The organism is Mesorhizobium sp. B2-4-18 (genome assembly GCF_006441385.1).
Taxonomy (GTDB): Bacteria; Pseudomonadota; Alphaproteobacteria; order Rhizobiales; family Rhizobiaceae; genus Mesorhizobium; species Mesorhizobium australicum.
Window position 1 is genome coordinate 95,597 of the sequence record NZ_VFUW01000005.1, and the last position, 25,434, is coordinate 121,030.

26 protein-coding genes are annotated in these 25,434 nt (G+C 63.1%); 15 read left to right on the forward strand and 11 right to left on the reverse strand.

Going from position 1 to position 25,434, the window contains the following annotated elements; genetic code table 11:
- Positions 1-23: 23 nt before the first annotated feature.
- Together der and FJ527_RS13805 are read right to left on the reverse strand one after the other, a co-directional pair.
- Positions 24-1,451: a ribosome biogenesis GTPase Der gene (gene der / locus FJ527_RS13800; RefSeq protein ID WP_140788084.1), complete on the reverse strand. Its 1,428-nt coding sequence runs from the start codon at positions 1,449-1,451 to the stop codon at positions 24-26.
- Positions 1,452-1,512: 61 nt separating this feature from the next.
- Positions 1,513-2,178, reverse strand: a complete 666-nt coding sequence (locus FJ527_RS13805; protein ID WP_140823352.1) for a tetratricopeptide repeat protein — start codon at positions 2,176-2,178, stop codon at positions 1,513-1,515.
- Between the two features lie 259 nt (positions 2,179-2,437).
- On the opposite strand from FJ527_RS13805, the gene FJ527_RS13810 reads away from it, so the two are divergent.
- Complete coding sequence (locus FJ527_RS13810; RefSeq protein WP_140823353.1) at positions 2,438-3,445, forward strand: polysaccharide deacetylase; 1,008 nt, start codon at positions 2,438-2,440, stop codon at positions 3,443-3,445.
- Positions 3,446-3,475: 30 nt separating this feature from the next.
- On the opposite strand, the gene sbmA is transcribed toward FJ527_RS13810, so the two are convergent.
- From sbmA to FJ527_RS13825, 3 genes are all read right to left on the reverse strand, one after another.
- A complete protein-coding gene (sbmA, locus tag FJ527_RS13815) occupies positions 3,476-4,735 on the reverse strand; it encodes a peptide antibiotic transporter SbmA (protein WP_015318863.1) in 1,260 nt (419 codons plus the stop codon).
- A gap of 113 nt (positions 4,736-4,848) precedes the next feature.
- Positions 4,849-6,009, reverse strand: coding sequence for a YbfB/YjiJ family MFS transporter (locus FJ527_RS13820; RefSeq protein WP_140823354.1), 1,161 nt, complete (start codon positions 6,007-6,009; stop codon positions 4,849-4,851).
- 78 nt (positions 6,010-6,087) lie between these two features.
- Positions 6,088-6,306: a hypothetical protein gene (locus FJ527_RS13825; RefSeq protein ID WP_140823355.1), complete on the reverse strand. Its 219-nt coding sequence runs from the start codon at positions 6,304-6,306 to the stop codon at positions 6,088-6,090.
- A 95-nt stretch (positions 6,307-6,401) separates the two neighbouring features.
- Here FJ527_RS13825 and FJ527_RS13830 point away from each other — a divergent pair, with 95 nt between their 5' ends.
- The 3 genes from FJ527_RS13830 to FJ527_RS13840 are packed head-to-tail and all read left to right on the forward strand — an operon-like array spanning position 6,402 to position 9,024.
- Positions 6,402-7,394, forward strand: coding sequence for a LysR substrate-binding domain-containing protein (locus FJ527_RS13830; protein WP_140823356.1), 993 nt, complete (start codon positions 6,402-6,404; stop codon positions 7,392-7,394).
- Positions 7,391-8,647, forward strand: coding sequence for an aminopeptidase (locus tag FJ527_RS13835; RefSeq protein WP_140823357.1), 1,257 nt, complete (start codon positions 7,391-7,393; stop codon positions 8,645-8,647). Before FJ527_RS13830 ends, FJ527_RS13835 begins: the two co-directional genes overlap by 4 nt.
- Before the next feature lie 23 nt (positions 8,648-8,670).
- Complete coding sequence (locus tag FJ527_RS13840) at positions 8,671-9,024, forward strand: DUF488 domain-containing protein (RefSeq protein WP_140823358.1); 354 nt, start codon at positions 8,671-8,673, stop codon at positions 9,022-9,024.
- A 100-nt stretch (positions 9,025-9,124) separates the two neighbouring features.
- Here FJ527_RS13840 and FJ527_RS13845 read toward each other — a convergent pair whose 3' ends face one another.
- Positions 9,125-9,475, reverse strand: a complete 351-nt coding sequence (locus tag FJ527_RS13845) for an ArsC family reductase (RefSeq protein ID WP_140823359.1) — start codon at positions 9,473-9,475, stop codon at positions 9,125-9,127.
- Positions 9,476-9,649: 174 nt separating this feature from the next.
- Here FJ527_RS13845 and FJ527_RS13850 point away from each other — a divergent pair, with 174 nt between their 5' ends.
- Positions 9,650-10,006 carry a metalloregulator ArsR/SmtB family transcription factor gene (locus FJ527_RS13850; protein ID WP_140661448.1) on the forward strand — a complete coding sequence of 119 codons (357 nt, stop codon included), beginning with the start codon at positions 9,650-9,652 and terminating at the stop codon, positions 10,004-10,006.
- Positions 10,003-10,482, forward strand: coding sequence for an SRPBCC family protein (locus FJ527_RS13855; protein WP_140661449.1), 480 nt, complete (start codon positions 10,003-10,005; stop codon positions 10,480-10,482). The genes FJ527_RS13850 and FJ527_RS13855 overlap by 4 nt, the downstream gene beginning before the upstream one ends.
- A gap of 94 nt (positions 10,483-10,576) precedes the next feature.
- On the opposite strand, the gene FJ527_RS13860 is transcribed toward FJ527_RS13855, so the two are convergent.
- A complete protein-coding gene (locus FJ527_RS13860; protein ID WP_015318872.1) occupies positions 10,577-10,930 on the reverse strand; it encodes a SnoaL-like domain-containing protein in 354 nt (117 codons plus the stop codon).
- Between the two features lie 125 nt (positions 10,931-11,055).
- On the reverse strand, positions 11,056-11,658 hold the full coding sequence (locus FJ527_RS13865; RefSeq protein ID WP_140823360.1) for a 2'-5' RNA ligase family protein: 603 nt from the start codon (positions 11,656-11,658) through the stop codon (positions 11,056-11,058).
- 258 nt (positions 11,659-11,916) lie between these two features.
- Between FJ527_RS13865 and FJ527_RS13870 the strand changes: the two genes are divergently transcribed.
- The 5 genes from FJ527_RS13870 (at position 11,917) to FJ527_RS13890 (ending at position 17,258) form a co-directional block, all read left to right on the forward strand.
- A complete protein-coding gene (locus tag FJ527_RS13870; RefSeq protein WP_140823361.1) occupies positions 11,917-13,074 on the forward strand; it encodes a fumarylacetoacetate hydrolase family protein in 1,158 nt (385 codons plus the stop codon).
- 295 nt (positions 13,075-13,369) lie between these two features.
- Positions 13,370-14,305, forward strand: a complete 936-nt coding sequence (locus tag FJ527_RS13875) for a substrate-binding domain-containing protein (RefSeq protein WP_015318875.1) — start codon at positions 13,370-13,372, stop codon at positions 14,303-14,305.
- Positions 14,306-14,422: 117 nt separating this feature from the next.
- A complete protein-coding gene (locus FJ527_RS13880) occupies positions 14,423-15,409 on the forward strand; it encodes an ABC transporter permease (RefSeq protein ID WP_015318876.1) in 987 nt (328 codons plus the stop codon).
- 3 nt (positions 15,410-15,412) lie between these two features.
- On the forward strand, positions 15,413-16,204 hold the full coding sequence (locus FJ527_RS13885) for an ATP-binding cassette domain-containing protein (protein ID WP_015318877.1): 792 nt from the start codon (positions 15,413-15,415) through the stop codon (positions 16,202-16,204).
- Between the two features lie 31 nt (positions 16,205-16,235).
- The gene (locus tag FJ527_RS13890; RefSeq protein ID WP_015318878.1) at positions 16,236-17,258 is read left to right on the forward strand and encodes a LacI family DNA-binding transcriptional regulator; all 1,023 of its coding nucleotides are present in this window, start codon (positions 16,236-16,238) and stop codon (positions 17,256-17,258) included.
- Between the two features lie 310 nt (positions 17,259-17,568).
- Here the strand turns inward: FJ527_RS13890 and FJ527_RS13900 are convergent, their stop codons facing one another.
- The gene (locus FJ527_RS13900; protein ID WP_015318879.1) at positions 17,569-18,159 is read right to left on the reverse strand and encodes a TetR/AcrR family transcriptional regulator; all 591 of its coding nucleotides are present in this window, start codon (positions 18,157-18,159) and stop codon (positions 17,569-17,571) included.
- A gap of 491 nt (positions 18,160-18,650) precedes the next feature.
- On the opposite strand from FJ527_RS13900, the gene FJ527_RS13910 reads away from it, so the two are divergent.
- Complete coding sequence (locus tag FJ527_RS13910) at positions 18,651-21,827, forward strand: multidrug efflux RND transporter permease subunit (RefSeq protein WP_140823538.1); 3,177 nt, start codon at positions 18,651-18,653, stop codon at positions 21,825-21,827.
- A 15-nt stretch (positions 21,828-21,842) separates the two neighbouring features.
- Positions 21,843-22,994, forward strand: coding sequence for an efflux RND transporter periplasmic adaptor subunit (locus tag FJ527_RS13915; RefSeq protein ID WP_015318882.1), 1,152 nt, complete (start codon positions 21,843-21,845; stop codon positions 22,992-22,994).
- A 43-nt stretch (positions 22,995-23,037) separates the two neighbouring features.
- Here FJ527_RS13915 and FJ527_RS29605 read toward each other — a convergent pair whose 3' ends face one another.
- Both FJ527_RS29605 and FJ527_RS13920 read right to left on the reverse strand, forming a co-directional pair.
- Complete coding sequence (locus tag FJ527_RS29605) at positions 23,038-23,199, reverse strand: hypothetical protein (protein WP_224582864.1); 162 nt, start codon at positions 23,197-23,199, stop codon at positions 23,038-23,040.
- A complete protein-coding gene (locus FJ527_RS13920) occupies positions 23,199-23,726 on the reverse strand; it encodes a LysR family transcriptional regulator (protein WP_224582862.1) in 528 nt (175 codons plus the stop codon). Before FJ527_RS13920 ends, FJ527_RS29605 begins: the two co-directional genes overlap by 1 nt.
- Before the next feature lie 100 nt (positions 23,727-23,826).
- Here FJ527_RS13920 and FJ527_RS13925 point away from each other — a divergent pair, with 100 nt between their 5' ends.
- Together FJ527_RS13925 and FJ527_RS13930 are read left to right on the forward strand one after the other, a co-directional pair.
- Positions 23,827-24,615, forward strand: coding sequence for a 2OG-Fe(II) oxygenase (locus FJ527_RS13925; RefSeq protein ID WP_140788060.1), 789 nt, complete (start codon positions 23,827-23,829; stop codon positions 24,613-24,615).
- A 118-nt stretch (positions 24,616-24,733) separates the two neighbouring features.
- Positions 24,734-25,426 carry a GntR family transcriptional regulator gene (locus FJ527_RS13930; RefSeq protein WP_140724693.1) on the forward strand — a complete coding sequence of 231 codons (693 nt, stop codon included), beginning with the start codon at positions 24,734-24,736 and terminating at the stop codon, positions 25,424-25,426.
- Positions 25,427-25,434: the final 8 nt, after the last annotated feature.

The following is a 25,434-nucleotide window of genomic DNA, read 5'->3' on the forward strand; positions in this document are numbered from 1 at the left end:
CGGAGGCGGTTGCCACCCTATCGTCAACGCTTCTTCGCGCGGCCGGCGAACGGATTGTCCGAAGTGCGTAGCGCGATGCGGATCGGCACGCCCGGCATGTCGAAGGCTTCGCGCAGGCTGTTGGAGAGATAACGGACATAGCTTTGCGGCATCGCGTCCGGCCGCGAACACTGGACCACGAAGCCCGGCGGCCGGGTCTTGGCCTGGGTGACGTATTTGACCTTCAGCCGGCGTCCGGCGACGGCGGGCGGCGGGTGATGCGTCAGGATGGCTTCAAGCCAGCGGTTGAGCTTGCCGGTCGAAACACGGCTGTTCCAGACCTTGTGCGTCTTCAACACCGCATCCATCAGCTTGTCGAGGCCGCGTCCGGTCTCGGCCGAGACCGGCACGGCCTGTATGCCGCGCGCCTGCGGCAACAGCCGCTCGGTCTTCTCGCGCAGTTCGGCCAACAGTTCCTGCGGGTTGTCGATCAGGTCCCATTTGTTGAAGGCAATCACCGGTGCCCGGCCCTCGCGGATGATCAGATCGGCGATCTGCAGGTCCTGCTTCTCGAAGGGAATGGTGGCGTCGAGTACGATGATGACGATCTCGGCGAAACGGATGGCGCGCAGGCCATCCTGCACCGACATCACTTCCAGCTTTTCGTGGATCCTGGCCTTGCGGCGCATGCCGGCCGTGTCGAACAGTTTTATGCGGCGTCCGCGCCAGTCCCAGTCGACCGAAATGGAATCGCGGGTGATGCCGGCTTCCGGTCCGGTCAGCAGCCGCTCCTCGCCGATCAGCGCGTTGATCAGCGTCGATTTGCCGGCGTTCGGCCGGCCGACGACGGCGATGCGCATCGGCTTGGTGTCGTCATAGGATGGCTCGGCGTCCGGATCGGCGATGTCCTCGCCGATCAGCACCTCGCTGGCGGCGGCGTCTTCGTCTGTATCCTCGTCTTCACCGAAGGCGCGCGCCTCGCCGAGGGCTTCGATCACGGCGTCGCGCAGGTCGGGCATGCCCTGGCCGTGCTCGGCAGAAACCGGGATCGGTTCGCCAAGGCCAAGTTCCCAGGCCTCAAGCATGCCTCCCTGGGCGCCCTTCGCCTCGGCCTTGTTGGCGACCAGCACGACCGGCTTTCCGGATTTTCGCACGATCTCGGCAAAGGTCCTGTCATCCGGCAGCAGGCCGGACTTGGCGTCGATGGTGAAAAAGATCAGATCCGCCTCGCGGATGGCGATTTCGGTCTGCGCGCGCATGCGGCCCGGCAAGGTCGAAGCGCCGGCGTCCTCGAAGCCCGCGGTATCGATGACATCGAAATGCAGATCGTAAAGCTTGGCGGCGTGGACGCGGCGGTCGCGGGTGACGCCCGGCGTGTCGTCGACAAGCGCCAGCTTTCTTCCCACCAGCCGATTGAAAAGCGTCGACTTGCCGACGTTAGGTCTGCCGATGATGGCGACTTTGAATGTCATCCGACCCTACATCTTCCACGCATGTCGTGGTGCCAAACCGCTGCGCGCCTTGGGCAAGGGGTCACGATGCACTGCCCGACCCGCGGATCAGCTCGGACATCAAGGTCGCCCGCTCGCGCGTGTTGCGCGGGGCGCCATCATCGGCGGCGATCTGATCGAACAGCTTCAGCGCATCCTGGGTCTTGCCTTCCTTCCAGGCGGCAAGGCCAAGCGCCTCGCGCGCGCTGTGGCGCAGCGTGTTGGTGTCCGACGTCAGCGCCTCGACGCGGCTCGACACGTCGGCGAAGGAGCCATGATCGACGAGCAGGAACGCCGCCCTCAGCCGCGCCATGTCGCGCAGGCCCTGGGGAATGGCGGTGTCGGCGGCGACATCGTCGAAGTCCTTGACGGCGCCATCGACGTCGCCCTTGTTGGCCTTGACGGTCGCGGCGCGCATGCGGGCGAGCAGCGGATAGGCGCCGTAGCCATCCTTTTCCAGCTGATCGAGCGCGGCCAGCGCGTCATCGTTCTTACCGTCGTTGGCGAGCTTCAGCGCCTGCGAGAAGGCATCGCCGGAGCGATTGGCGCGCGTCTCGTCCCAATAGCGATAGCCGACGAAGGCCGCGGTGCCGAGCACCACAAGCACCGCAATGACAAGCAAGGCCGGGCCAAAACGGTCCCATAGCTTCTGCGCCTGCTCGCGACGCATCTCATCATTGACTTCGCGAATAAAACTGTCGTCGGACATCAATCAAACCATTCCTGCCCCGGGCCGGGGCGGTTCATGAGCCCGCGTTTTAGCGAAATTTTGTCGGCATGGAAGGGGTTCGGCCGGAAAATCGGCTATTCCCGGGGCAAACAAATGTTTGTCCCCGGCAAACAACTGTTTGTCCCCCGGGCAAACCAATGTTTGTCCCCGGGGGCAAACCCACGAAAACCCAATCCCACCGGCGCCACATTTGCGCGATAGCCGGCTTGCCGACCACCCGGAGCCCGTGAATTTGCCGATGCCTTGTTTGTCCCGCGTTGTTTTGTTCTCGCTTGCCTCACTCGCCACCGCCGGCGTGGCCCTGGCCGATCCGCCCGCGCCACCAGCACCGGCAAGGCCGAAGCAGATCGTGATCATCTCCTTCGACAGCGCGCGCGACATCTCGCAGTGGAAGCGCAGCCGGGCGCTGGCCCAGCGCACCGGCGCACATTTCACCTATTTCCTGTCCTGCGTCTTCCTGCTGTCGCCCGACACACGCGGCCAATACACCGCGCCGGGCAAGACGGCGGGCAAATCCAACATCGGCTTCGCCGCCTCCAGGCAGGACGTGGCCGAGCGGCTGGAACAGATCGGCCTCGCCGCCCATGAGGGTCACGACATTGCCAGCCACGCCTGCGGCCATTTCGACGGCAAGGACTGGAGCAAGGCCGACTGGCTGAAAGAGTTCGCCTCCTTCGAGCACATTTTCGAGAACGCCTATGCGATCAACGGCATTGCGCCCGAGCCCGAGGGCTGGCGGGAATTCGCGCGGCATGCGGTGGCGGGTTTCCGGGCGCCGTATCTGTCGACTGGCAAAGCGCTTTACGAGGCACTCCCGGCAGCCGGTTATCGGTTCGACGCAAGCGGCGTTTCAATGGGTCCTGCCCTGCCGCCGACCGTTGGCGGCGTCACCCGCTTTTCCCTGCCGCAGATTCCCGAAGGGCCGAAATCACGGCCGGTGATCGCCATGGACTACAATCTGTACGTCCGCCATTCCGGCGGCTTCGAGCGGCCGAGCAACGCCGGCGAGTTCGCGGACCGGACCTATCAGGCGTTTCGCGCCGCCTTCGACGCGCAATATCGGGGCAAGCGCGTTCCGCTGGAACTCGGCTTCCACTTCACGCTGATGAATGACGGCGCCTACTGGAATGCGCTGGAGCGTTTTGCCGGCGAAGTCTGCGTCAAATCAGATGTCGAGTGCATCAGCTTTCGAGATTACATCTCGCGGCAGGATGGCGGCCAGGAGCAGGCGCCGGCTGGCGGCTGAGCCGCCAACCGGCGCTTCGTCAGAGCATCCCTAGGCCGGATCCCCGGCCCCCTGCCTTGCCAGATAGCGCTGGTCGATATCGGGCAACGGCTCGCCTTGCAGCGTCGCCTCGAAGGCGCGCAGGCGTTTGTGCACCGATTGCAGCTCGACGATGGTCGACCATGAGGTAAGCAGGAACTGCAGCGAACCCGTCACCTTGCCGAACGCGTTCGATATCTGGTTCAGCGCGCCGAACGTTATCTTGTGCGCGACCAGCGACGGACCCAGGATCAGCAGCGAGAAAATGTTATCGGCCTGCAGGTAGGTGTACCGGACGACGTTGAAATAGATGTAGTGGAAATAGAGCCGGAAATAATTGTGCCGGACATTGGCGAACAGCTCGGCGGTGGTGGCGGGTTGCGCCCTGTCCGCATGATCCTCGCCATAGACCAGCTCCTTGCGGTAAGCGGCTTCGACGCGCTGGTTGCGGAACTGCAGCCCGGGAAGCTTCATGCCGGCAATCATCACCGAGATCGTGCCGAACAGACACCAGGCAAGTGCCGCGACCACCAATGGCTGCGGGATCGCGCCGATGATCGGCAGTTCGCTGATGTGGGCCTGCAACTGGATCATCACCGGCAGGAAGGCGATCAGGGTCATGATCGACTGGACAAAGCTGGAACCGAGATCCTCCATGATCTGCGAGAACCGCATCGTATCTTCCTGGATGCGCTGCGAAGCGCCCTCGATATGGCGCAGCCTGCTCCAGTTCTCGATAAAGTAGTTGTTCATGGCTGTGCGCCAGCGGAAGATCCAGTGGCTGACGATAAAGGCGTTGACCACCTGCACGTTCATGCCGACCAGGGCCAGCCATGAGAAGTCGGCCAATCCGGTGTAGAACTCGGCGTTCGTCGACTTTCCGGTCCCCGACATCAGCCCCTGTACATAGTCGAAGAACGGGCCGTACCACGCGTTGACGGCGACGCTGACCTGCACGTTGAAATAGATGAAGAACAGGATGACCGCCGTCATCAGGATCGACCAGCGCTGCCATGGGTGCGGCGAATACCAACTCCAGAACGCGTAGAAGATGGCCACGCAAAGCGTGAAGTAGATATAAAACCAGAGGAATGGCTTCGATACGAGAATGGCGATGCCGATGATGGGTGGCGCTCCGGGAGCAGCAGGCGGCATGCCGAAAACCGCTCCCAATTGCTCCCCGCCGAAAAACCAGAACAGGATTGCCGCAAGGCTCCAGATGGCGGCCGAAGAGAAGAACAGCTTCGGCTGCGGGAAGAAGGATACGAACACTGTGGCGAATTCCTCGATCGATGCGCAAATCAGCAGGTTTGAGCCGGCATAAGGTCACACATTAGGAGGAAAGAAAATGCCTGCCCGATGCCGGTGCAGAGCAAGACCACAAATCATGGCGATTTTGGCGCAGCCGACCATGTGATGGCGCCGGAGACGACCAGGACGGCCGCGGCGACGATGGAGGCGAGGAAGAAATCGCCCGATGCCTGCGCCAAAAGTCCGGCGGCGATCGGGCCGATGATCTGGCCAAGCCCGAAGGAGGCGGTCATCAGGGCAAAGATGCGCCGGGGCGACGCTGGGGCCTGCTGCCGGGCGGCCTGCAGGCCAAGTGCCGTGATGGCAATGAACGTGCCGCCGAGCAGCACGCCACCAAGCAGCGGCCCCATGCGCCCGCCGGTGGCGACGCTCGCGGTAACGCCGACAACTTCGACGAAGCATCCCAAGGCATAGGCGGCATAAAGCCCGATCCGCGCCGCTATCTTCTGCCACAGCCAGACCGAAGGGAAACCGGCAAGGCCGGCAACCATCCACACCATGGCCTCGAAGACGCGGCTGCCGCCGCCTTGGCGCACGATGGCCACGAGGAAGGTCGCCGTCACCACATAGCCGAAACCGAACAGCCCATAGGCGACGATCACCTTCATCAGCGACCGATCCTTCGGCAGCGCCGGTTCACGGCGGACCTCGCCATTGGTGAGCGGCCCCTGGTTCACCAGCAGCACCACGGCGACGAAGCCGCAAGCCGAAATCGCCCCCGACCACAGCCAGCCCTGCGCCCAGCCGGCATGTTCGGTGACCAGCACCGCCATCATCGCCGCCGATATCGCTATGCCGAGGCCGACGCCGCCGAAATGCCAGGCCTGCAGATCGCCGCGCCCGGCGGCCGCGATATGGCTGAAAACGATGCTGGCCATGAACACCATGACGAAAGCGCTCGCCAGACCGGCCAGAAAACGAATGGCGACGAAGGCGGCCATGGCGTCGGTCAGCCCCATCGAGGCGGCCAGCACGGCGCTGGCACCGAGGGCGCTCAGCATCAGCAAACGCTCGCGTCCATGTGCCCAGCTGCCCGCCGCCACCAACGCGCCAACGAGATAGCCCAGATAATTTGCCGAGGCGATCCAGCCGGCATTGGCCGGCGACAGATGCAGTTCCTCCATCATGCCAGGCAGGATCGGCGTGTAGACGAAGCGGCCGATGCCCATGGCAACTGCCATGGCGATCATGCCGGCGAAGGCGTAACGCAGCGCTGTCGATTGGGGCGAAGTCATTGCAGTGCACAATAGATGTGCGAGCGGGTGAAACAATCCGCCTCGTGTTGGGCCAGTGCCCGGATCGCGATCGCGCGCTCAGCAGCGATCGCCGAAACCGGCGCTCGGTGAAACGGTCTCATACGCGGTCCGGCGCGCCGTCAACCGGAACGGCACATCACCGAGTTCGCGCTCCGACATTACATCCAGCGCGGGATGGGCAAGCGGATCGATCAGCCAACTCAGCGTATCGAAGTCGCAGCCCGTGTCATCCGGCGAAGTGGCCGCGACCAGGGCCTTCAGCAACATGCTCAGCATTTCCGGCTCCATGGGCCTGTTTCCACCCATAAGGTCTGCCGTTTCGATATCCCTTTCAATTGAGATTTCGGCCGGATCGGTTTAGAAAATCTCAAATGGCCATGCTCAACCGCGTTCATCTCAACGGCCTTCGCGCCGTGGAAACCGTCGCCCGTCTCGGCTCGCTCGCCGCCGCCGCCGGCGAACTCAATGTTTCCGTCAGCGCCGTCAGCCAGCAGATCAGCCGCACCGAAAAACAGCTCGGCCAGGCACTGTTCGAGCGCACGACCAGCGGCCTCGTCCTGACCGAATTCGGCGCCGTCTTCGCGGCCCGCCTGGGCACTGGATTTCGCGAGCTTGCCCAGGCCGTGGCACTGGCCGACGAAGCCAGCCAGTGCACATTGGTCGTTTCGGCGGCACCGGCCTTTGCCTCCAAATGGCTGCTGCCACGGCTGTCGCGGCACTTCGACCGGCATCCCAACGTGCTGCTGCGTATCGACGCTTCAGTGCGGCTGGCCAATCTCGATCACTCGGACGTCGACGTTGCCATCCGGCTTGGCGACGGCAAATGGCCGGGTGGAAAGGCGGAGCTGCTTTTGGCGCAGGAAGTCTTCCCGGTCTGCGCGCCCGGGATTGCCAGAAAACTGACCTCGATCGGCGACCTCGCCCAGACCTGCGCCATCACCGACGAGCGGGCGATGATCAACTGGGAAAGCTGGTTCGCGGCCGCCGGCGTTCAACCCGTCACCTTCCAGAAAGGCGCGAGCTTCACCGACCCGATGCTGTGCCTGGAATCGGCGATCGCCGGCCATGGCGTGATGCTCGGCTGGCAATTGCTGACGGCCGATGCGCTGGCCGACGGGCGCCTGGTGGCGCCGTTCGGAATTCGCGCTCAGAGCGGCCTCGGCTACTGGCTGGTGACCTCCGCCACCAAGGCCGAGAGCCGCAAGGTCCGGGACTTCATGATCTGGATCAAGGACGAGATCGCGGCGACGATGGCGCGGTTCGGATCGTCGGTCGCGGAACGCAGCGGCACGATCGCGGTGGAAAGCACCGCGGCACCGGTCTATGTTCAATCAGACATCCCAAGACGACAGGCAGGATCATGACCACACATTCGCGCGGCGTTTCCGCAACGATCGACCCGGTGAAGCTCGACAGGCTGGCGGAAGTCGCCATCAAGGTGGGGCTGCAATTGCAGCCCGGACAGGACCTGGTGCTGACATCGTCGATCGCGGCCCTGCCGCTGACCAGGCGCATCGTCGAACACGCCTACAAGGCCGGTGCCGGGCTGGTGACGCCGATCTTCAACGATGACGAGATGACGCTGGCGCGCTACCGCTTCGGCGCCGATGCTGGCTTCGACCATGCCGCCGGCTGGCTCTACGAAGGCATGGCTAAGGCCTTCTCGAACAACGCAGCCCGGCTTGCCGTGCGCGGCGAGGATCCGTCGCTCCTGTCGGCGCAGGATCCGGCGAAGGTGGCGCGCGCCAACAAGGCCAATTCGATGGCCTACCAGCCGGCGCTGGAGAAGATCACCGGCTTCGACATCAACTGGAACATCGTCGCCTATCCGGATCTGGCCTGGGCCAGGCAGGTTTTCCCCGGCGATGCCGACGACGTGGCGGTCGCGAAGCTCGCCGACGCCATCTTCGCCGCCTCGCGGGTGGATGTGGAAGACCCGATCGGCAACTGGACGGCGCACAATGCGGCGCTGCGCGGCCGCACCGAATGGCTCAACGGCCATGATTTCCATGCCCTGCATTTCGCTGGACCGGGCACCGACCTGACGGTCGGGCTGGCGGATGGCCATGAGTGGATGGGCGGCGCCTCGACCGCCAAGAACGGCATCACCTGCAATCCCAACATCCCGACCGAGGAAGTTTTCACAACTCCGCATGCGCGCCGCGTCGAGGGCCATGTCTCCTCGACCAAGCCGCTGTCCTACCAAGGCACGCTGATCGACGACATCTCGGTGCGCTTCGAGAGCGGCAGGATCGTCGAGGCCAAGGCGTCGAAAGGTGAGGACGTGCTGAAGAAGGTGCTCGACACCGACGAGGGCGCGCGTCGGCTGGGCGAAGTGGCGCTGGTACCGCATTCCTCGCCGATCTCAGCCAGCGGCCTGTTGTTCTTCAACACGCTGTTCGACGAAAACGCGGCCTGCCACATCGCGCTCGGCCAATGCTATTCGAAATGCTTCGTCGACGGCGCCTCGCTCAGCCCTGACGAAATCGCGGCGCGCGGCGGCAACAAGAGCTTCATCCATATCGACTGGATGATCGGGTCGGACAAGATCGACATTGACGGCGTCGCCAAGGATGGCAGCCGCGTGCCAGTGATGCGCAAGGGCGAGTGGGCCTGAGGGGTTCGGCGTAGGGAGGTCGAATGGCTTTCGACCTGATGGTCAAGCGGATTTACGAACCGCCCGCTGCCGATGACGGGCAGCGGGTGTTGGTTGATCGCATCTGGCCGCGCGGCGTCAGCAGGGAGCATGCCGCGCTGGCACTGTGGCTGAAGGAGATCGCGCCGAGCGACGAGTTGCGGAAGTGGTTCGGGCACGAGCCGGCACGTTGGGTGGAATTTCGGAAGCGATACGGGGCTGAGCTCGACAGGAATGGTGAGGCGGTTGCGCAGCTGCGCGGCTTGCTTGGCGAGGGCAAGGTAACGCTGCTCTATGGCGCGCATGACGAGGCGCACAATAATGCGGTGGCGTTGGCGGAGTATTTGAGCGCGGGTTGAGGCGCTCGGACCTTCGCAAGCAGGCGGGACAGCGCCCCCCCTCTGTCCTGCCGGACATCTCCCCCACGAGGGTGGAGATCGGACGTCGCGACGCTTCCGCCTACTTCCCCACCGTCTGCTCATAAACCTCCGGCTTGAAGCCAACCACCACCCGATCGCCGATCTCCAAGACCGGCCGCTTGATCATCGTCGGCTTGGCCAGCATGAGCGCTTTCGCCTTCTTCTCGTCGAGGCCTTGCTTGTCCGCCTCCGGCAATTCGCGAAACGTCGTGCTGCCCTTGTTGAGCAGCTTTTCCCAACCGACCTTGCCGACCCAGCCATTCAGCTTGCCCGCCTCGATCCCTTCGGCCCGATAGTCGTGGAAACGATAGGGAAGGTCATGGCTCTCCAGCCAGACGCGCGCCTTCTTGATCGTGTCGCAATTGGTGATGCCGTACATGGTGATCGTCAAAGTGCTCTTCCCTTGGGCTGACAGTCGAACCGTTTCGCAGCCTAAAACCGCCCTTCCCGCTTGGCCAGCAGCTTGGCCAGCAGCTTGGCCAGCATTGCCGTAAATTTGCGCTTGCCAACACTAAGGAAATTACCTAAGTGTTTTCGACCGCTTTGACAACCCGGGGACCGATCGATGACCAGCCTCCAGAGTAGAAATCCAAGCCTCCCGCCGATCGACGGCATTTTTCGCGCGCTTGCCGACCCGACGCGACGGCGCGTGGTCGAGCGACTGAACAGGAGCCCTGCTTCGGTTAGCGAACTGGCCCAGCCTTTCGAGATGGCCCTGCCATCCTTCATCGACCATCTCAAGATTCTCGAAGGCTGCGGGCTGGTTCGTTCGCAAAAGACCGGACGGGTCAGGACTTACGAGCTTGCGCCTGAACCGTTGAAGCTCGCCGAAAGCTGGCTGGCCGAACAGCGTACAGTTTGGGAACGCCGCCTCGACCAGTTCGATGCCTATGTCATGACCCTCAAGGAGACAGAAAAATGAGCTATCCGTTCAAGCCGGATCCCAGACTGGACCTGACGCTGGAGCGCGTAATCGATGCGCCGCGCGAATTGCTTTGGCGAGCCTGGACGACACCTGAGCATGTCAGGCAGTGGTTCACGCCGAAGCCGTGGCTGATCACCGACTGCGAGATCGACCTCAGGCCGGGCGGCCTGTTTCGGACACGCATGCAGTCGCCCGACGGCAAGGAGGTCAGTGACCGCCACTGCTGCTATCTGGAAATCGTGCCCAACGAGCGGCTGGTGTGGACGGATGCGCTGCTGCCCGGCTATCGACCCTCGGGCGAGCCTTTCATCACCGCGGTCATTTCGCTCCATCAGGATGGCCAGGGTACGCGCTATACCGCCACAGCCATTCACCGTGACCAAGCCACCCGCGACAACCATGAAGAGATGGGTTTCTTCGACGGCTGGGGCACGGTGGCCGATCAACTTGCGCAGTATGTGAAGACGATTTGAACGCTCCCAGCGGCCAGAGGATCGCTCTGGCCGCCGTGCACATTTTCAACCTTGCCGCAAAGAGAGCAAAGCTGGGAAGACCCGATTTCCGGCCTCAGTAGTAAAAGCGCTCTTCGGTGATCTTGCCGTTCTTGACCGTGTACAGGCCAACCTCATCCATGGTGACACGCTCGCCGGTGGCCTTGGGCGTTATGTCAAAGGTGAAGCGCACAGCGAATTGATCGCCGTTGACATAAGGGCCCTCGACCGAGCCGCCATGCACTTCGTGGTTCTCTTGCCACCACTGGCTTTTCTGCCTGAGGGCCTCCTTGCCGTGACTGACGGCCATCGGTCCCTCCATCGCTTCGTAGCTGGCGATATCGTCGGCATTGTATTTTTCGGCAGCACCTTCGTTGTTGCCCTGTTTGAGAAGTTCGGTGAACTCCTTGGCGATTTCCGTGACGGTCATTTTTGTTCCTCCTGTTCAGACGCATTGCAAGTAGGGAACCGCTTGCGGACCTGCCATCGCGGACAGGTTGATAGCTGACATGACCCTGTCAGGATGGGGTGTCGCGCGAACCAGCGCGTCCTTCGTTACATCGCAATCAGCGGCCAACGTTCCAGAAAGTCATATTGCGTCAGCCCGCGCAGGCTGTGCACGAGAATGAACTCCCGCGCCACGAAGCTGATCGGCTCGATCGGCAGTTGTGGGATAAGTTTCTGGTCATAGGCAAGGGTCATATGAGGGACGAACCCGTCTGACGCCTTCAGGCCTTCACGCAGCATTTCGGCGCCGAGATTCCCGCTCAGTTCACAAACCGGTCCGTCATCGGCCACAAGCACGAAGGGATGCTTGGCCGGTCGGCCTGTTGTCGCCGGGCGGCCAGGAAAGCTCCTGGCGTGGCGAAAGGTGATCTCAAAAGCAGGCATCTTGACGCGCTGCCCCGATCGGGTGGCCGCAAAGATGATCTTCGACCGCAGCCGCTTGTAGTCCCCGACATGCTGCTGGCTGACATGAAAACGCTCCGGTATCAGCGGTGAGCCGGCTATGCCACATTTGTCGCATAGCCGGCTTTGACAATCAGCAAACCGAAAATAATCCCCTGCCTGCAGAAACACGCCGAAGAAGACACGATCGGGCTTTTTGGGCCGCCTTGGCGGTTCTGGAATTCCGAAATCTAGTTCGCCTTGGTACATTACCTATACGCTCGCCAAGGAACGCCTCCGTTCTGCTCTGGCGCCCAGAACAAAACACGAACAATTCTCTGAGTCAAGTTCAAGTAACCGGACCCTAAGCCCGGTGATGTCCTTGACATCCGGACATCGTGGATGACCCAGTCGGCATATTCGCGGCCACCGCTCGACTGCTTGGATGGGATAGACCTTTGAATGGAATCCGGCGAAAGTGCCGCGCCGACCGGGCCAGCATTTTCGATTCAACGAGGAACCCAACTCATGACCAACCCGACACATCTGCCCGCTGAAGGCTTGTTTGTCGGCCGCGCCAGGAGCGGCGATGCCTCGCACCCCCTGGTCGTCACGGTGCGCGACGGCACCGTCTTCGACATCACATCCAGCGCGGCGCCCACCGTGCGCGACATCTGCGAATTGGCCGACCCGGCCGGCCATGTGCGCTCGGCCACGGGCAAGCCGATCGGTTCACTCGACGATATCGCGTCCAACAGTTTCGAAGCCACGCGCGACCGGGCAAAACCCTTTCTGCTGTCGCCGGTCGACCTGCAGGCGATCAAGGCTTCCGGCGTCACCTTCGTCGTCAGCCTGCTCGAACGGGTGATCGAGGAACAGGCGCGTGGCTCGGCTGATAAGGCCGACGCCATCCGCGCCGACATTGCGGGTCTGATCGGCCATGATCTTTCGAAGCTCAAGCCCGGTTCGCCAGAGGCGATGGAGATCAAGGCCAAGCTGATTTCGCGCGGCGCCTGGTCGCAATATCTGGAAGTGGGCATCGGCCCAGATGCCGAGATCTTCACCAAGTGCCAGCCGATGGCCTCGGTCGGCTTCGGCGCCGATGTCGGCCTGCATCCGGTTTCGACCTGGAACAATCCGGAGCCGGAGATCGCCATGATCGCCGCCTCGAGCGGCAGGATCGTCGGCGCCACCATCGGCAACGACGTCAATCTGCGCGACGTCGAGGGCCGTTCGGCGCTGCTGCTCGGCAAGGCCAAGGACAACAACGCCTCGGCCTCGCTTGGCCCCTTCATCCGGCTGTTCGACGACACGTTCTCCATCGCCGACGTGAAGCAGGCCGTCGTGCGCCTGAAGGTCGAGGGCGAGGACGGGTTTTCGCTGGAGGGGGCAAGCTCGATGGCCGAGATCAGCCGCTCGCCGGAGGAGCTGGTTGCCGCGGCCATGGGCCCGCATCACCAGTATCCGGACGGGCTGGCGCTCTATCTCGGCACCATGTTCGTGCCGTCGAAGGATCGCGGCGAAAAGGGCAAGGGGTTCACGCACAAGGTCGGCGACATCGTCACCATCTCGTCGGAAAAATTCGGCGCGCTGGTCAACCGCGTGCGGCTGTCGCCCGATTGCCCGCACTGGACCTACGGCGCCAGCCATTTGATGCGCGACCTGGCCAAGGCCGGCCTGCTCTAAGCGGCTCTTTGGGGGCTTTCGCCCTCAGAGACCGCCCAGACGTGATCGGGATAGTCCGCCCGGCTGAGCTCTCGGCGACAATCATCCGACTGCCCGGGAAAAATCATCCCGACTGATGCGATCTGATGGGGTCGCTGATGGCGCCGCGTCAGGCGCCAACTACATCTGCAGATGGAGGCTTGCCATTCGTCGAAAAAGGGAATGCTCTTATGCATCCGAGCGGCGCTGGCAAAAAGACGCAATCCGGCTGAAGCCGGAACAAGGGACGGATCATCTTCAACCGGGAGGAAATCAAATGCTGACGAGACTAAGACTTGTGCTCTACGGCCTGCTGATCGCGCTGACGGTCATTCCGGCAGCCGCGCAGGCCAAGACGTTCTACTGGATTTCACATGGCGGGCCGGCCGACCCGGTCTGGACCTACTTCCTCGCCGGCGCCAAGCAATGGGCCAAGGACACCGGCAACACCGTCAACACGTCGTTCCACAATGGCGACGTCGCCTCGCAGCAGGAGGCGGTCCGTGCCGCCCTCTCGGCCAAGGCCGACGGCATCGTCACCACCAGCCCCGATCCGGGCAGCCTGGTCGAGATCGTCAAGGAAGCGCGCGCGGCCAACGTCCCGATCATCAACTTCAACACGCCCGATCCCAAGGCCAATTTCAACGCCTATGTCGGCGGTGACAACGTCACTTTCGGCAAGCACTGGGCGCAGTATCTGGTCGACAAGGGCCTGGTGAAGAAGGGCGACTTCGTCTGGATGCCGGTCGAGATCCCCGGCGCCACCTACGGCGTGCAGGAAGAAGAAGGCATCAAGAGCGTCTTCGGCCCGCTCGGCATCACCTATGAAGTGACCGAAGCGACGCTCGACCAGGCCGAGGTGATCAACCGCATGGTCGACTACCTCACCGCCCACAAGGGCAAGGTCAACGCCATCATCGGCCTGGGCGACCTCGTAACCGGTTCGATCAAGCGCGTGTTCGACCAGGTCGGCGTCAAGCCGGGCGAAATCCCGGTGGTCGGCTGGGGCAACTCGCTCGACACCACCCAGGAAGTGCTGAACGGCTATGTCAATGCCGGCCAGTGGCAGGATCCGCAGGCGACCAGCTATGTGGCGCTGTCGCTCGCCAACATGGCGGCCAGCGGCATTCCTCCGGGCTTCAACGTCATCACCGGCGCGCTCTATGAGAAGGACACCGCGGCGGTCTACGACAAGATCCTGTCCGGCAAATAATCCGCGATCCCCTGGCGCCGCGCGTTTTCGCACGGCGCCAGATATCTTCCTGTGCCGTGGCATGCCACCCGATGCGGTGGAGCTCGCGGCCCGTCCCAACCATGTCGCGGGTTCCCAGTGGAAAATCATTCGCTCATCCAACGCCTGATCGCGCGGCCGGAATTCGGACCTTTCATTCTGCTCATCGTGGAGATCGCCGTTTTCTGGGGTTTCAACCACGACTTCCTGTCGCCGCAGAACATCTCCAACACGCTGGCCTTCACGGTCGAGCTCGGCCTGATCGCGCTGGCGATGACGCTGTTGATGACTTCGGGCGAATTCGACCTCTCCGTCGGGTCCCTGTTCGGCTTCTCGCCCGTGCTGATGTGGACGCTGTTCAATGCCGGCGTCACCTCGCTGGAAATGGGCTTCCTTGTCGCGCTGGTGGTTGCCGCCTTGATCGGCCTGGTCAATGGCTGGTTCGTCACGCAGCTCAAGATCCCGTCCTTCCTGGTGACGCTCGGCATGCTGCTGGTGGTGCGCGGCAGCGCGCTTTTCATCACCGACGGGTTTCCGCAGCGCACCTGGAGTGCCGAAGGCAGCTGGCTGGCGGAGGCTCTGGTCGGCGACTTCTTCATCGGGCCGTTCCGCATCTACATGTCGCTGTTCTGGTTCATCGCCGCGGCGATCGCGCTCGGCTATGTCCTGACGCAAAGCCGGACCGGCAACTGGATCCAGGCGGCGGGCGGCAATCCCAACGCGGCGCGTGCCCGCGGCGTCAATGTCAATCGCGTCAAGGTCGGCCTGTTCGTCCTGTCGTCGGTCATGGCCTCGCTTGCCGGCGTCATCTCCTCGCTGCGCACATCCGCCGCCAACCCCAACAGCGGCACCGGCTACGAGCTCGAGGTGATCGCCATGGTGGTGATCGGCGGCACCGCACTCACCGGCGGGCGCGGCACCATCATCGGCACCGTGCTCGGCATCCTGATCCTGCGCGTGATGCGCAACGGCATCGTGCTGATCGGCGTGCCCGGCCTTGCCTACAACATCTTCATCGGCGCGATCATCCTTGGCATGATGGCGCTGCATTCATGGCTGGAACGCCGGCACCAGGCGGGGACTTGAACCATGGCCGAGCCATTGATCCGCATGCACAACATCCGCAAGTCCTATGGCCGCGTGCAGGCGCTGGTGGACGCCAATTTCCATGTCAACGAGCGTGAGATCGTCGGCCTTCTGGGCGACAATGGCGCCGGCAAATCGACGCTGATCAAGGTTCTCTCCGGCGCGGTGCCGCTGACCAGCGGCGATATCTTCATCCGCGGCAAGAAGGTCACCTTGCGCGATACCAGCGACGCCATCGCCCACGGCATCGAGACCATCTACCAGGACTCCGCCCTGGTCACGCAATTGTCGATCGCGCGCAACCTGTTCCTGGGTCGAGAACCGATCAAGCCGCCGCGCTTCCTCAACCGCATGGACCAGGACGCCATGAACACGGTCGCCCGCGATCTGCTCAAACAGGTCGGAATCTCCAAGAACATCCCGCCGACGACACCGATCGGCTCGCTCTCCGGCGGCGAGCGGCAGGCGGTCGCGATCGCGCGCGCCATGCATTTCGACAGCGACCTGATCATCCTCGACGAGCCGACCAACAATCTCGGCGTGGCCGAGACCCAAGGCGTGCTCAGCTTCGTGCGCAACGCCCGCGATTCCGGCCACTCCTGCATCTTCATCGCGCACAACATCCACCATGTCTTCCAGGTGGTCGACCGCATCGTCGTCATGCGCAGGGGCAAGGTGGTCGCCGACGACATCGATCCGAAGACGACAACCGTGACGGAAGTCGAGCGCATCATCACCGGCATGTCGGACAAGGACATCCGCGACGCCCTCGCCGACGGCAAGCCGGCGCACTGAGGACGTACGAAGCGACGTGTAGGGTTGCGGCATGAAGGCTACCGTCTCCGACATCGCCAGGAACTGCGGGCTGTCGACCGCGACGGTCGACAGGGTGCTCAACAACCGGCCCGGAGCGAGTGCCGCCAACCGGCAACGCGTCATGGAGGCCGCCAAGCAGCTCGGCTATCTGCCGGTCGCCGACCAGGTGACGCTTCCCTCGAGGCCCGCAAACCTGGAATTCTTCCTGCCGATCGGCTCGAACGACTTCATGCACGACCTGGCAAAGCACATCGAGGACTACGCCTCGCGCCTGCCGCTGGTGGCGTCCTGCCGGATTCACAATCTCGCCGGTATCTCGCCCAATGCCTTGCAGACCGCGGTCGAAAAGCTGTCGCTGCGCGCCAACGGCGTCGGTGTCATCGCGGTCGATCATCCCAGGACGCGCAACATCCTGCGCGACATGGTCGAGGCCGGTATCCGGCTGGTGACGCTGGTGTCCGATATTCCGGCCGCTCCCCGCTCGGCCTATGTCGGCATCGACAACCGCGTGGCGGGACGGACGGCGGCACTTTTGATGGGACGCTTTCTCGGCGGCCGCGAGGGGCAGCTGGCGATGGTCGTCGGTTCGCGTTCCTATCGCGGCCATGAAGAGCGCGAGATGGGCTTCCGCTCCGTGCTTGGCGAGGAGTTTCCCAACCTCACCGTCAGCAGCGCCGTCGAGATCAATGACGAGCCCGACGCCAGCTATGCCGCAACCATGAAAGCGTTGCGCAACGAGCCGGAACTGCTCGGCATCTATTGTGTCGGCGCCGGGCGCTCCGGCATTGCCAAGGCGATCCGGGAAACCAGGCCCAACCGCAAGCCGGTCTTCATCTGCCACGACCTGACCAGGGAGACACGCGGCTACCTCGTCGACGACCTCGCCGACGTCGTCATCGACCAGAACGCCAGGCTGATCGCGGAGCAGTCGGTGATCCAACTGCTCGGCTCGATCGCATCATCGGCGCCCTATCTCACCCGCAAATTCATCGAGCCGCGACTGATCTTCCGGGAAAACGTACCCGTGCAGTGAGATCCCGCATCTCCTGGGGAACCTGACCGCCCCTGCAAATCTGCACAGCAGCTATGCACAATTCATTGTTGCCGAATCATTGGGCAACTCGTACGTTCTGGTTGTCGGCCATCTACTCCTCCCAGATGCGATGCCGACGCTGAATGGGGTGCACCTCCTCCCGCGCCACATTCGAAATCGAGCCCGCTGCCACCTCCTCCCGGCAGCGGGCTTTTTTCGTTCAGTCAACGGGAAATAGCGTGCTGCCTATAGGGCAGCAGACATCGTTTCGGTCACGCGACCGCAAAATCACCAGCAGCCACGGCAATACTTAACCGGCGGCAGTGCCCCGGAAGGAAACGATCAGTCCTTCAGCCATCCGCACGAACTGCGTGCTCGGGCCCTCGGCACCGACGGTCTGCACACTGACCCGCGCACCTTCAAACAGCAGCGACAGCGTATCGGCGAGAAGCTCGGCCTGGCCGATGCCGGCATCCCGGCAGAGCCCGACCAGGCGTTCGCGCTGGGCTTCCTTGAGTTCCTTGATGACGCGCCTTGCCGGATGATCGGGTTCGGTCAGCTCGGCGGCGGCGTTGGCCATGTCGCAGCCACGGCCGTCGGTGTTGAGCATGGCGGCGGCCTTGCGAACCCAGGCATGAAGTTGAGCGAGCTTGTCACCCGGATGCTCGGCCTCGAACGTTTCCCACATCGCGCCAGCTTTCAATGCGTTGGCGCGCAGGCATTCGACGATCAGTTCGTCCTTGGATTCGAAGTGACGATAGAGCGTCATCTTGTTCGTGCCGGCAGCCTCGGTGATGGCGTCGACGCCGACGCCCTTGATGCCGTGCTTGTGGAACATGTCACGCGCAGTCTCCAGAATCCGATCCCGGGGACGAGAGCGCTCCACGACGCCGTCTGTCATCATGATCTCCTTTCGTTTCCAAAAAACTCTCGGCCACCTCTTGACTAGGGTGTTACCGGTCTGTAACTTCCAGAATGTTACTTACTGGTAACACCTATATCGTCCGTCGTCAATAACAAGGTCGTGAACTGGTCCTACCAGATCGAGATGGACGAAAAGATTGCCAATCATGCGGCCTCGGCCGGTGAAGAGATGAAAAACGGTTCGTGAGCACGGGCTGCGAATCGACAGACAAGGAGCCGGCCAATGCCACAGCGCCGCGATCTTACCATAGATGAGGCCGTCCGGGATCCGATGATCCGGCTGGTCATGAAGGCAGACGGGGTCGACCCCCGCGCGTTCGAGAACATGTTGCGCTCGCTTGCCGATGGGCAGCGTCGCGAGGTGCCGTTGCTGCGTTCACGGGAAGGGTCCCGGGACGGGCGCGGGCAGTTGTCCAGGGTCGCCAGCGCCTTCGGGCGGGCAAGAGCGGCCGGAGAGGCGTGCGTGTCGTGGTAAACTTCTTCATCCATCGTCCGATCTTCGCCTCGGCGATCGCCATCATCATGGTGCTCGCCGGCACGATTTGTTATTTCCTGCTGCCCGTCTCGCAGTTTCCCGACATCACACCGCCGCAAGTCGTCGTCAGCGCCCACTATCCGGGCGCCAGCGCGCAAGTGGTGGCAGACACGGTGACGACGCCGCTGGAGCAGCAGATCAACGGCGTGCAAGGCATGACCTACATGTCCTCGACGAGCTCCAATGACGGCTCGTCGACCATCACCATCACCTTCGATGTCGGTTATTCCTTGAGCACGGCCGCCGTCGACGTCCAGAACCGCGTCTCGCAGGCCGCCTCGTCGCTGCCGGCGATCGTCAACCAGGGCGGCGTGACGATCAAGAAGCAGAACCCGAACTTCGTGCTCATCGTCAACCTGACCTCGCCCGACCATTCGGTCGATCCGGTGGCGCTCTCCAACCTTGCCTATCTGCAGGTGGTGGATCCGCTGAAGCGGCTGCCTGGTGTCGGCGACGTGCAGATTTTCGGCGAACGGCGTTATTCGATGCGCGTCTGGCTCGATCCGGACAAGCTCGCCAATCTCGGCATCACCGCGGTCGATGTGCAAAATGCCATCGCCGAACAGAACGTCCAGGTGGCGGCCGGCAAGATCGGCCAGTCGCCGGCGCCCGCCGGCACCGCCTTCGAGATGCAGGTCAACGCCGTCGGACGGTTGAGCGACCCGAAGGAATTCGGCGACATCGTCGTGCGTGCCAACACCGACACCGGTTCGCTGGTGCGGCTGCGCGACGTCGCCCGTATCGAGCTTGGCGCCCTGCAATATTCGTCCTCGGCCTTTTTCGGCAAGGACCCGACCGTGGTGCTCGCCGTTTATCAGATGCCCGGCTCCAACGCGCTCGATCTGCAGCAGCGCGTCAAGGACAAGATGCAGGAACTGTCGGCCCGTTTTCCCAAGGGCGTCGACTATGCGATGCACTACGATACGACGCGCTTCGTCTCGGCCTCGATGCATGACGTGCTGATCACGCTTGGCGAAGCCCTGGTGCTCGTCGTCGCCGTGGTCTTCATCTTCCTGCAAAGCTGGCGCACCACAATCATCCCGACGATCGCCATCCCGGTGTCGCTGGTGGCGACGCTCGTCATCATGGAGATGATGGGCTTCTCGCTCAACATGCTCTCGCTGCTCGGCATGGTGCTGGCGATCGGCCTTGTCGTCGACGATGCCATCGTGGTGGTCGAGAATGTCGAACGACAGCTCGAGGCCGGACTGAAACCGCTGGCGGCGACAAAGGCCGCCATGGCCGAGGTCACCGGCCCGATCATTGCGACCACCGCGGTGCTGATGGCGGTGTTCGTGCCGGTTGCCTTCATTCCCGGTGTCTCCGGCAAGCTCTACAACCAGTTCGCGCTGACGGTGGCGATCTCCGTCGGCATCTCCGCCTTCAACTCGCTGACGCTCAGCCCGGCGCTCAGTGCAGCCTTCCTGCGCCATCGCGGCGAAACGCAATTCTTCCTGTTCCGCTGGTTCAATACGGGCTTCGACAGACTGTCGCATGCCTATGCCAATGGCGTGCGCATCCTTATCCGGCTGCGCTGGATCATGCTTGGCCTCTTCGCCGCCGGCCTGGTCGCCACCTACTTCGTCTGGCAAAAGCTGCCCTCGACCTTCCTTCCGGTCGAGGACCAGGGCTATTTCTTCGTCGTCATCCAGCTGCCCGACGGCGCTTCGCTGGAGCGTACCGATGCAGTGGCACAGAAGGCGCGCGACATCCTGCAGGCAACGCCAGGCGTCGACATCGTCGGCTCGATCAGCGGCCTGAACTTCCTCACCAGCGCGGCGCAGTCGAACTCGGCGGTCGAGTTCGCCATCCTCAAGCCGTGGGAGGAGCGTGGCCCCGACCAGAGCGCCTCGAAGCTCGTCGGCGACGTGCGTGGCAAGCTGATGCAGATTCCGGAGGCTTTTGCGCTCTCCTTCGATCCACCCTCCATCCCCGGCATCGGCACCACGGGCGGCTTCGAATTCGTCGTCGAGGACCTCACCGGCCGCGGCAGCACGGCCCTCAACGACGCCACGCAAGCGGTGATCGCCGAGGCCCGCAAGCAGCCTGAAATCAATCCGCAGCAGCTGTTTTCGCCGTTCTCGACCTCGACGCCGCAGTTCAACTACGATCTCGACCGCGCCAAGGCGAAGCTGCTCGGCCTCAACCTGCCCGACGTCTTCAACACGCTGCAGATCTATCTCGGCTCGCTCTACGTGAACGACTTCAACCTGTTTGGCCGCACCTTCCGGGTGACCATCCAGGCCGACAAGGATTCACGTGCCGGTGCAGCCGACATTTCACGGCTCTATGTGCGCAATGCCTCCGGCGGCATGGTGCCGCTCAGCACGTTGGGGAAACTGGTGCCGTTCGTCGGCCCGGAAACCGTGCCGCACTACAACAACAACGCCTCGGCCACCATCAATGGCGGCGCCGCTCCCGGTTATTCGTCGGGCCAGGCGGTCGCCGCCATGGAACGAGCCGCGGCGACCGCGCTGCCCAGGGATTTCGGTTTCGAATGGACCGGCATCACTTTCCAGGAGCTCAAGGCGGGGTCGATCGCGTCGGTGGTCTTTGCCCTCGCCATCGTCTTCGTCTTCCTGATCCTGGCGGCGCAGTACGAGAGCTGGGCGATGCCCTTCATGGTGCTGCTGACCGTGCCGCTCGCACTGTTCGGCGCGTTCGCCGCACTTTGGGTGCGCGGCATGCAGATCGACGTCTATTCGCAGATCGGCTTCGTCATGCTGATCGGCCTGGCGGCCAAGAACGCGATCCTGATCGTCGAGTTCGCAAGACGGCGGCGCGAGGAAGGCCTCAGCATCGTCGAGGCATCGATGGAGGCCGCCCGGCTGAGACTGCGGCCGATCCTGATGACCGCGTTTGCCTTCATCCTCGGCGTGGTGCCGCTGATGATCGCCACCGGTGCGGGTGCCGCCAGCCGCCAGTCCATCGGCACCACCGTGTTCGGCGGCATGGTCGCCGCGACCATCCTGTCGCTGGTGTTCGTGCCGGTCTTCTACGCGGTCATCGAACAGCTGCGCGAACGGCGCGGCGGCGACGAGCCCGCTTCTCAACACACTGAACCAGCGGCCAAACCCGCCTTCCCTCCCCTGGCGGAAGCGGCCGAATAAGATTGGAGAATCATTATGCGTAAATGGAAAATCGCGTTGGGAACGGCTGTCGCGCTGGGTGCGATCTCGGTGGCCAGTGTCCACCTGCTGGACATGGGCAATCTCAGCCTGAATGCCGGCACGGCCGGGGCCGCGCCGGCTCCAGCAGCGTTCGTCATGCCGGTGCCGGTGGCGAACGTGGTCAAGAAGACGATCCCGATCTATCTCGACTATGCCGCGCGGACCGAGCCGATCCGCAGCATCACGCTGCAGGCACGCGTCCCCGGCTATTTGCAGGAACAGACGGCGCAAGACGGCGCCGACGTGCGGCAAGGCGACCTGCTCTACAGGATCTCGCCCGATGACTTCCAGGCCTCGCTCGACCAGGCGAAGGCACAGGTTCAGCGCGACACGGCGACCCTCGATTATGCACGTTCCAATCTCGGCCGCGGTACCGAACTCGCCAAGAGCGGCTACCTGGACAAGGACAGCTTCGACCAGCGCACCAGCACCTTGCGCGAGGCGCAGGCGTCGCTGGCGCTGAACCAGGCGGCTGTGCGCACGGCCGAGCTCAATTTGAGCTACGCTGAAATCCACGCGCCGTTCGCTGGACGTCTGGGCCGCAACCAGGCTTCCGTGGGAACGCTGGTCAGCGTTGCCGGCACCGTGCTCAACACGCTGGTGCAGCTCGATCCGATCTACGTCACCTTCAATCCGAGCGAGACGGATCTGGCGCAGATCGAGGAAGCGCGTGCCGCCGGCCCGATCGAGGTCGAGGTCCTGCTTCCCGGTGAGACCGAGGCCCACCAGAAGGGCGAGCTCACCTTTATCGACAACACGATCGATCACTCGACCGGCACGATCACCGCACGCGCCACAATCGGCAACGCCAAGTTCACGCTCTTGCCTGGCCAGTATGTTCGCGTGCGGCTGCACGTCAAACAACAGCCCGATGCGCTGATGGTGCCGCAGGTCGCACTGGGATCAAGCCAACTCGGCAAGTATCTCTATGTCGTCGGCAAGGGCAATACGGTCGACCAGCGGCTCGTTTCGCTGGGGCCGACCAGCGGCGACATGGTCGCCATCCTCAGCGGCGTCGCTGAAGGCGACCAGGTGATCACAGGCAATCTGCAGAAGATCGGCCCCGGAATGCCGATTTCGCCCCTGCCACAGAAACCGGCTACCTGACTCCCCCGCAGGCCCGGTTTCCGCGCGGCGCCCCGACCTTTTCTCAGGTCGCGGGCGCCGTTTTCACGAGCAGACCGACCAAAGCGGCGACGTCGGCGCGGTCGGCCTTGGCTGGCGGCATGAAGGCGCAATAGGGGTGACCAAGGCGCACCGAGACCGATGACAGCGCGATCAGGCGCCCTGCGTCCAGATCGGCCTGCGCCATCACCCGCTGGCCGAGGGCAATGCCCAGACCGGCAGCACCTCGTCATGGACCAGGCGGACCATCCGCAGGCCGGGATAGTGATAGTCGCCATAGCTGATGCGCACGTCGACATTCTGGCGCACCAGATCGATCGGATCATCCTCGGCTCGCACATCGATCGCCATATGCGGGAAGGCATCCAGGAGTACGGCCAGCCTCGGCGCCAGCCACAGCTCGGCAAGCGAGAACGGCACGCTGACGACTAGTCGCGTCCTCAGGCCCCCTTCCAGCATGCGCTGGCCGATCGCGGCAATGTCGCCGAGCGCGCGCGCCGTCTGCGGATACATGGCGTGCCCGGCATCGGTCAGCGCGATGCGGTTGCCCGTGCGCACGAAAAGCTGCTTGCCGAACCAGGCTTCGAGATTGCGGATCTGCTGGCTGACCGCCGCCGAGGACACGCCGAGCTCGGCTGCGGCCAAGGTGAAGCTGCCTGACCGGGCCGCGACCTCGAAGGCCTTGATCGCATTCAGCGGCGGCAGCCGGTCCAAATCAGGCTCCTGAAGTTTTTCTTGGCCAATCCTAATAATTTCCGGTGTTGAGAGAAAGAATATTTTGCCGTCTTCTGTGCCTAACGTTGGAGCACATGACATGAAAGACATTCTCGATCTCGACCGCTATCCGCTCGACCGTGAAGGCAGCGTCGAATGGAACCGCCTCGTCGGACAGTCGATCGCGGCGCTGGAAGCCGACGGCATGTTCAATCTCGAAGGTTTGTTGAAGCCCGGCGTCGCCGAACAGGCGGTGCGGGAGATCAAGCCGGTCATGGACACGCAATCCCATGTCCACAAGCGCATGCACAACATCTACTTCAAGCCGAGCATTCCCGAACTGGCGCCCGATCATCCCGCATTGCGCAAGGTCGAGACCGTCAGCCACACGGTCTGCGCCGACCAAATTCCCGGCAGCACGGTGATAGCGATCTATGAGTATGAGCCGCTGGTGCGTTTCCTCGCGGCGACGATGGGCAAGGCAAAGCTGCACGTCATGGAGGATCCGCTGGCCCGCACCAATGTCATGGCCTATCGCGCCGGCGAAGCGCTGAACTGGCACTTCGACCGCTCGGAATTCACCACCACCTTGCTGCTGCAGCAGGCGCAACGCGGCGGCGACCTCGAATACCGCACCGATCTCAGGTCGGATGACAACCCGAACTACGAGGGCGTCGCCCGGCTGCTCGAAGGACGTGACCCCGACGCCAGGATCCTGCGCATGAAACCAGGCACGCTGAACGTGTTTCGCGGCAAGAACACCGCGCATCGTGTCACCACGGTCAAAGGTGAACGCGAACGGATGATCGCGGTGTTCTCCTACTATGAGAAGCCAGGCGTGATGTTCAGCGAGGAGGAGCGCGTCGGCTTCTATGGCCGTGCGGCTTGACCCAGCCCTTCGCACCCCGGCCCGGGCCGCGAAGCGAAGATAAGAATTCGAGCAGAGCCTCTTGTTAGATTGTCGACAATCTGATTGTCTCTGCTCTGTTCTCGCGGGAGTGGGCCGGATGGTGAAGACGGAATTCAGTCCGATTGCCGACACGACACGCCGTGCCGAAATCGTGGCGCTGCTCAGACGCGCGATCCTGACCGGTCAGCTCGAGCCAGGCCAGAAGCTCAACGAGCTCAGGATTTCCGAACAGATGCGGGTCAGCCGCGCCCCGCTGCGCGAGGCGATGCGCGAGCTGGTCCAGGAAGGCATACTGACCAGCATTCCCTATGCAGGCACCTTCGTCATCAATGTCACCGCCAAGGACATCGACGACGTCTATTCGCTCAACAAGGTGCTGGACGAATTCGCCATCGAGCGGATGTGGGAACTGCGCGACCAGCGCTTTTTCGATGAGCTCGACCGGCGCCACGAGGCGGTGAAGCAGGCGACGCGCGACCGCGACACCACGCGCCAGATTGAGACCGCGCTGCAACTGCATGGCCTGATCCATGAATGGGCCGACAATTCAGTGCTCTTGGAAACCTGGCAAAGGCTGACCAGCCGGTTGCAGATGTATTTCGCCCTGCACCAGCAGGCACGCAACGAAGCCGTGCCCGCCGAAGACGTTCACGAGACTTATGTGCGGCTGCTCAAGAGCGACGACATGCGTGCCGCCCAGCGCCACGCACGCGAGCATATCGACCACGATTTCGAAGAGCTTCTTGCCTACGCGCGCGACCTCGAAAAGCGCCCGTCGAAAGGCGCCTGACCCTCCCC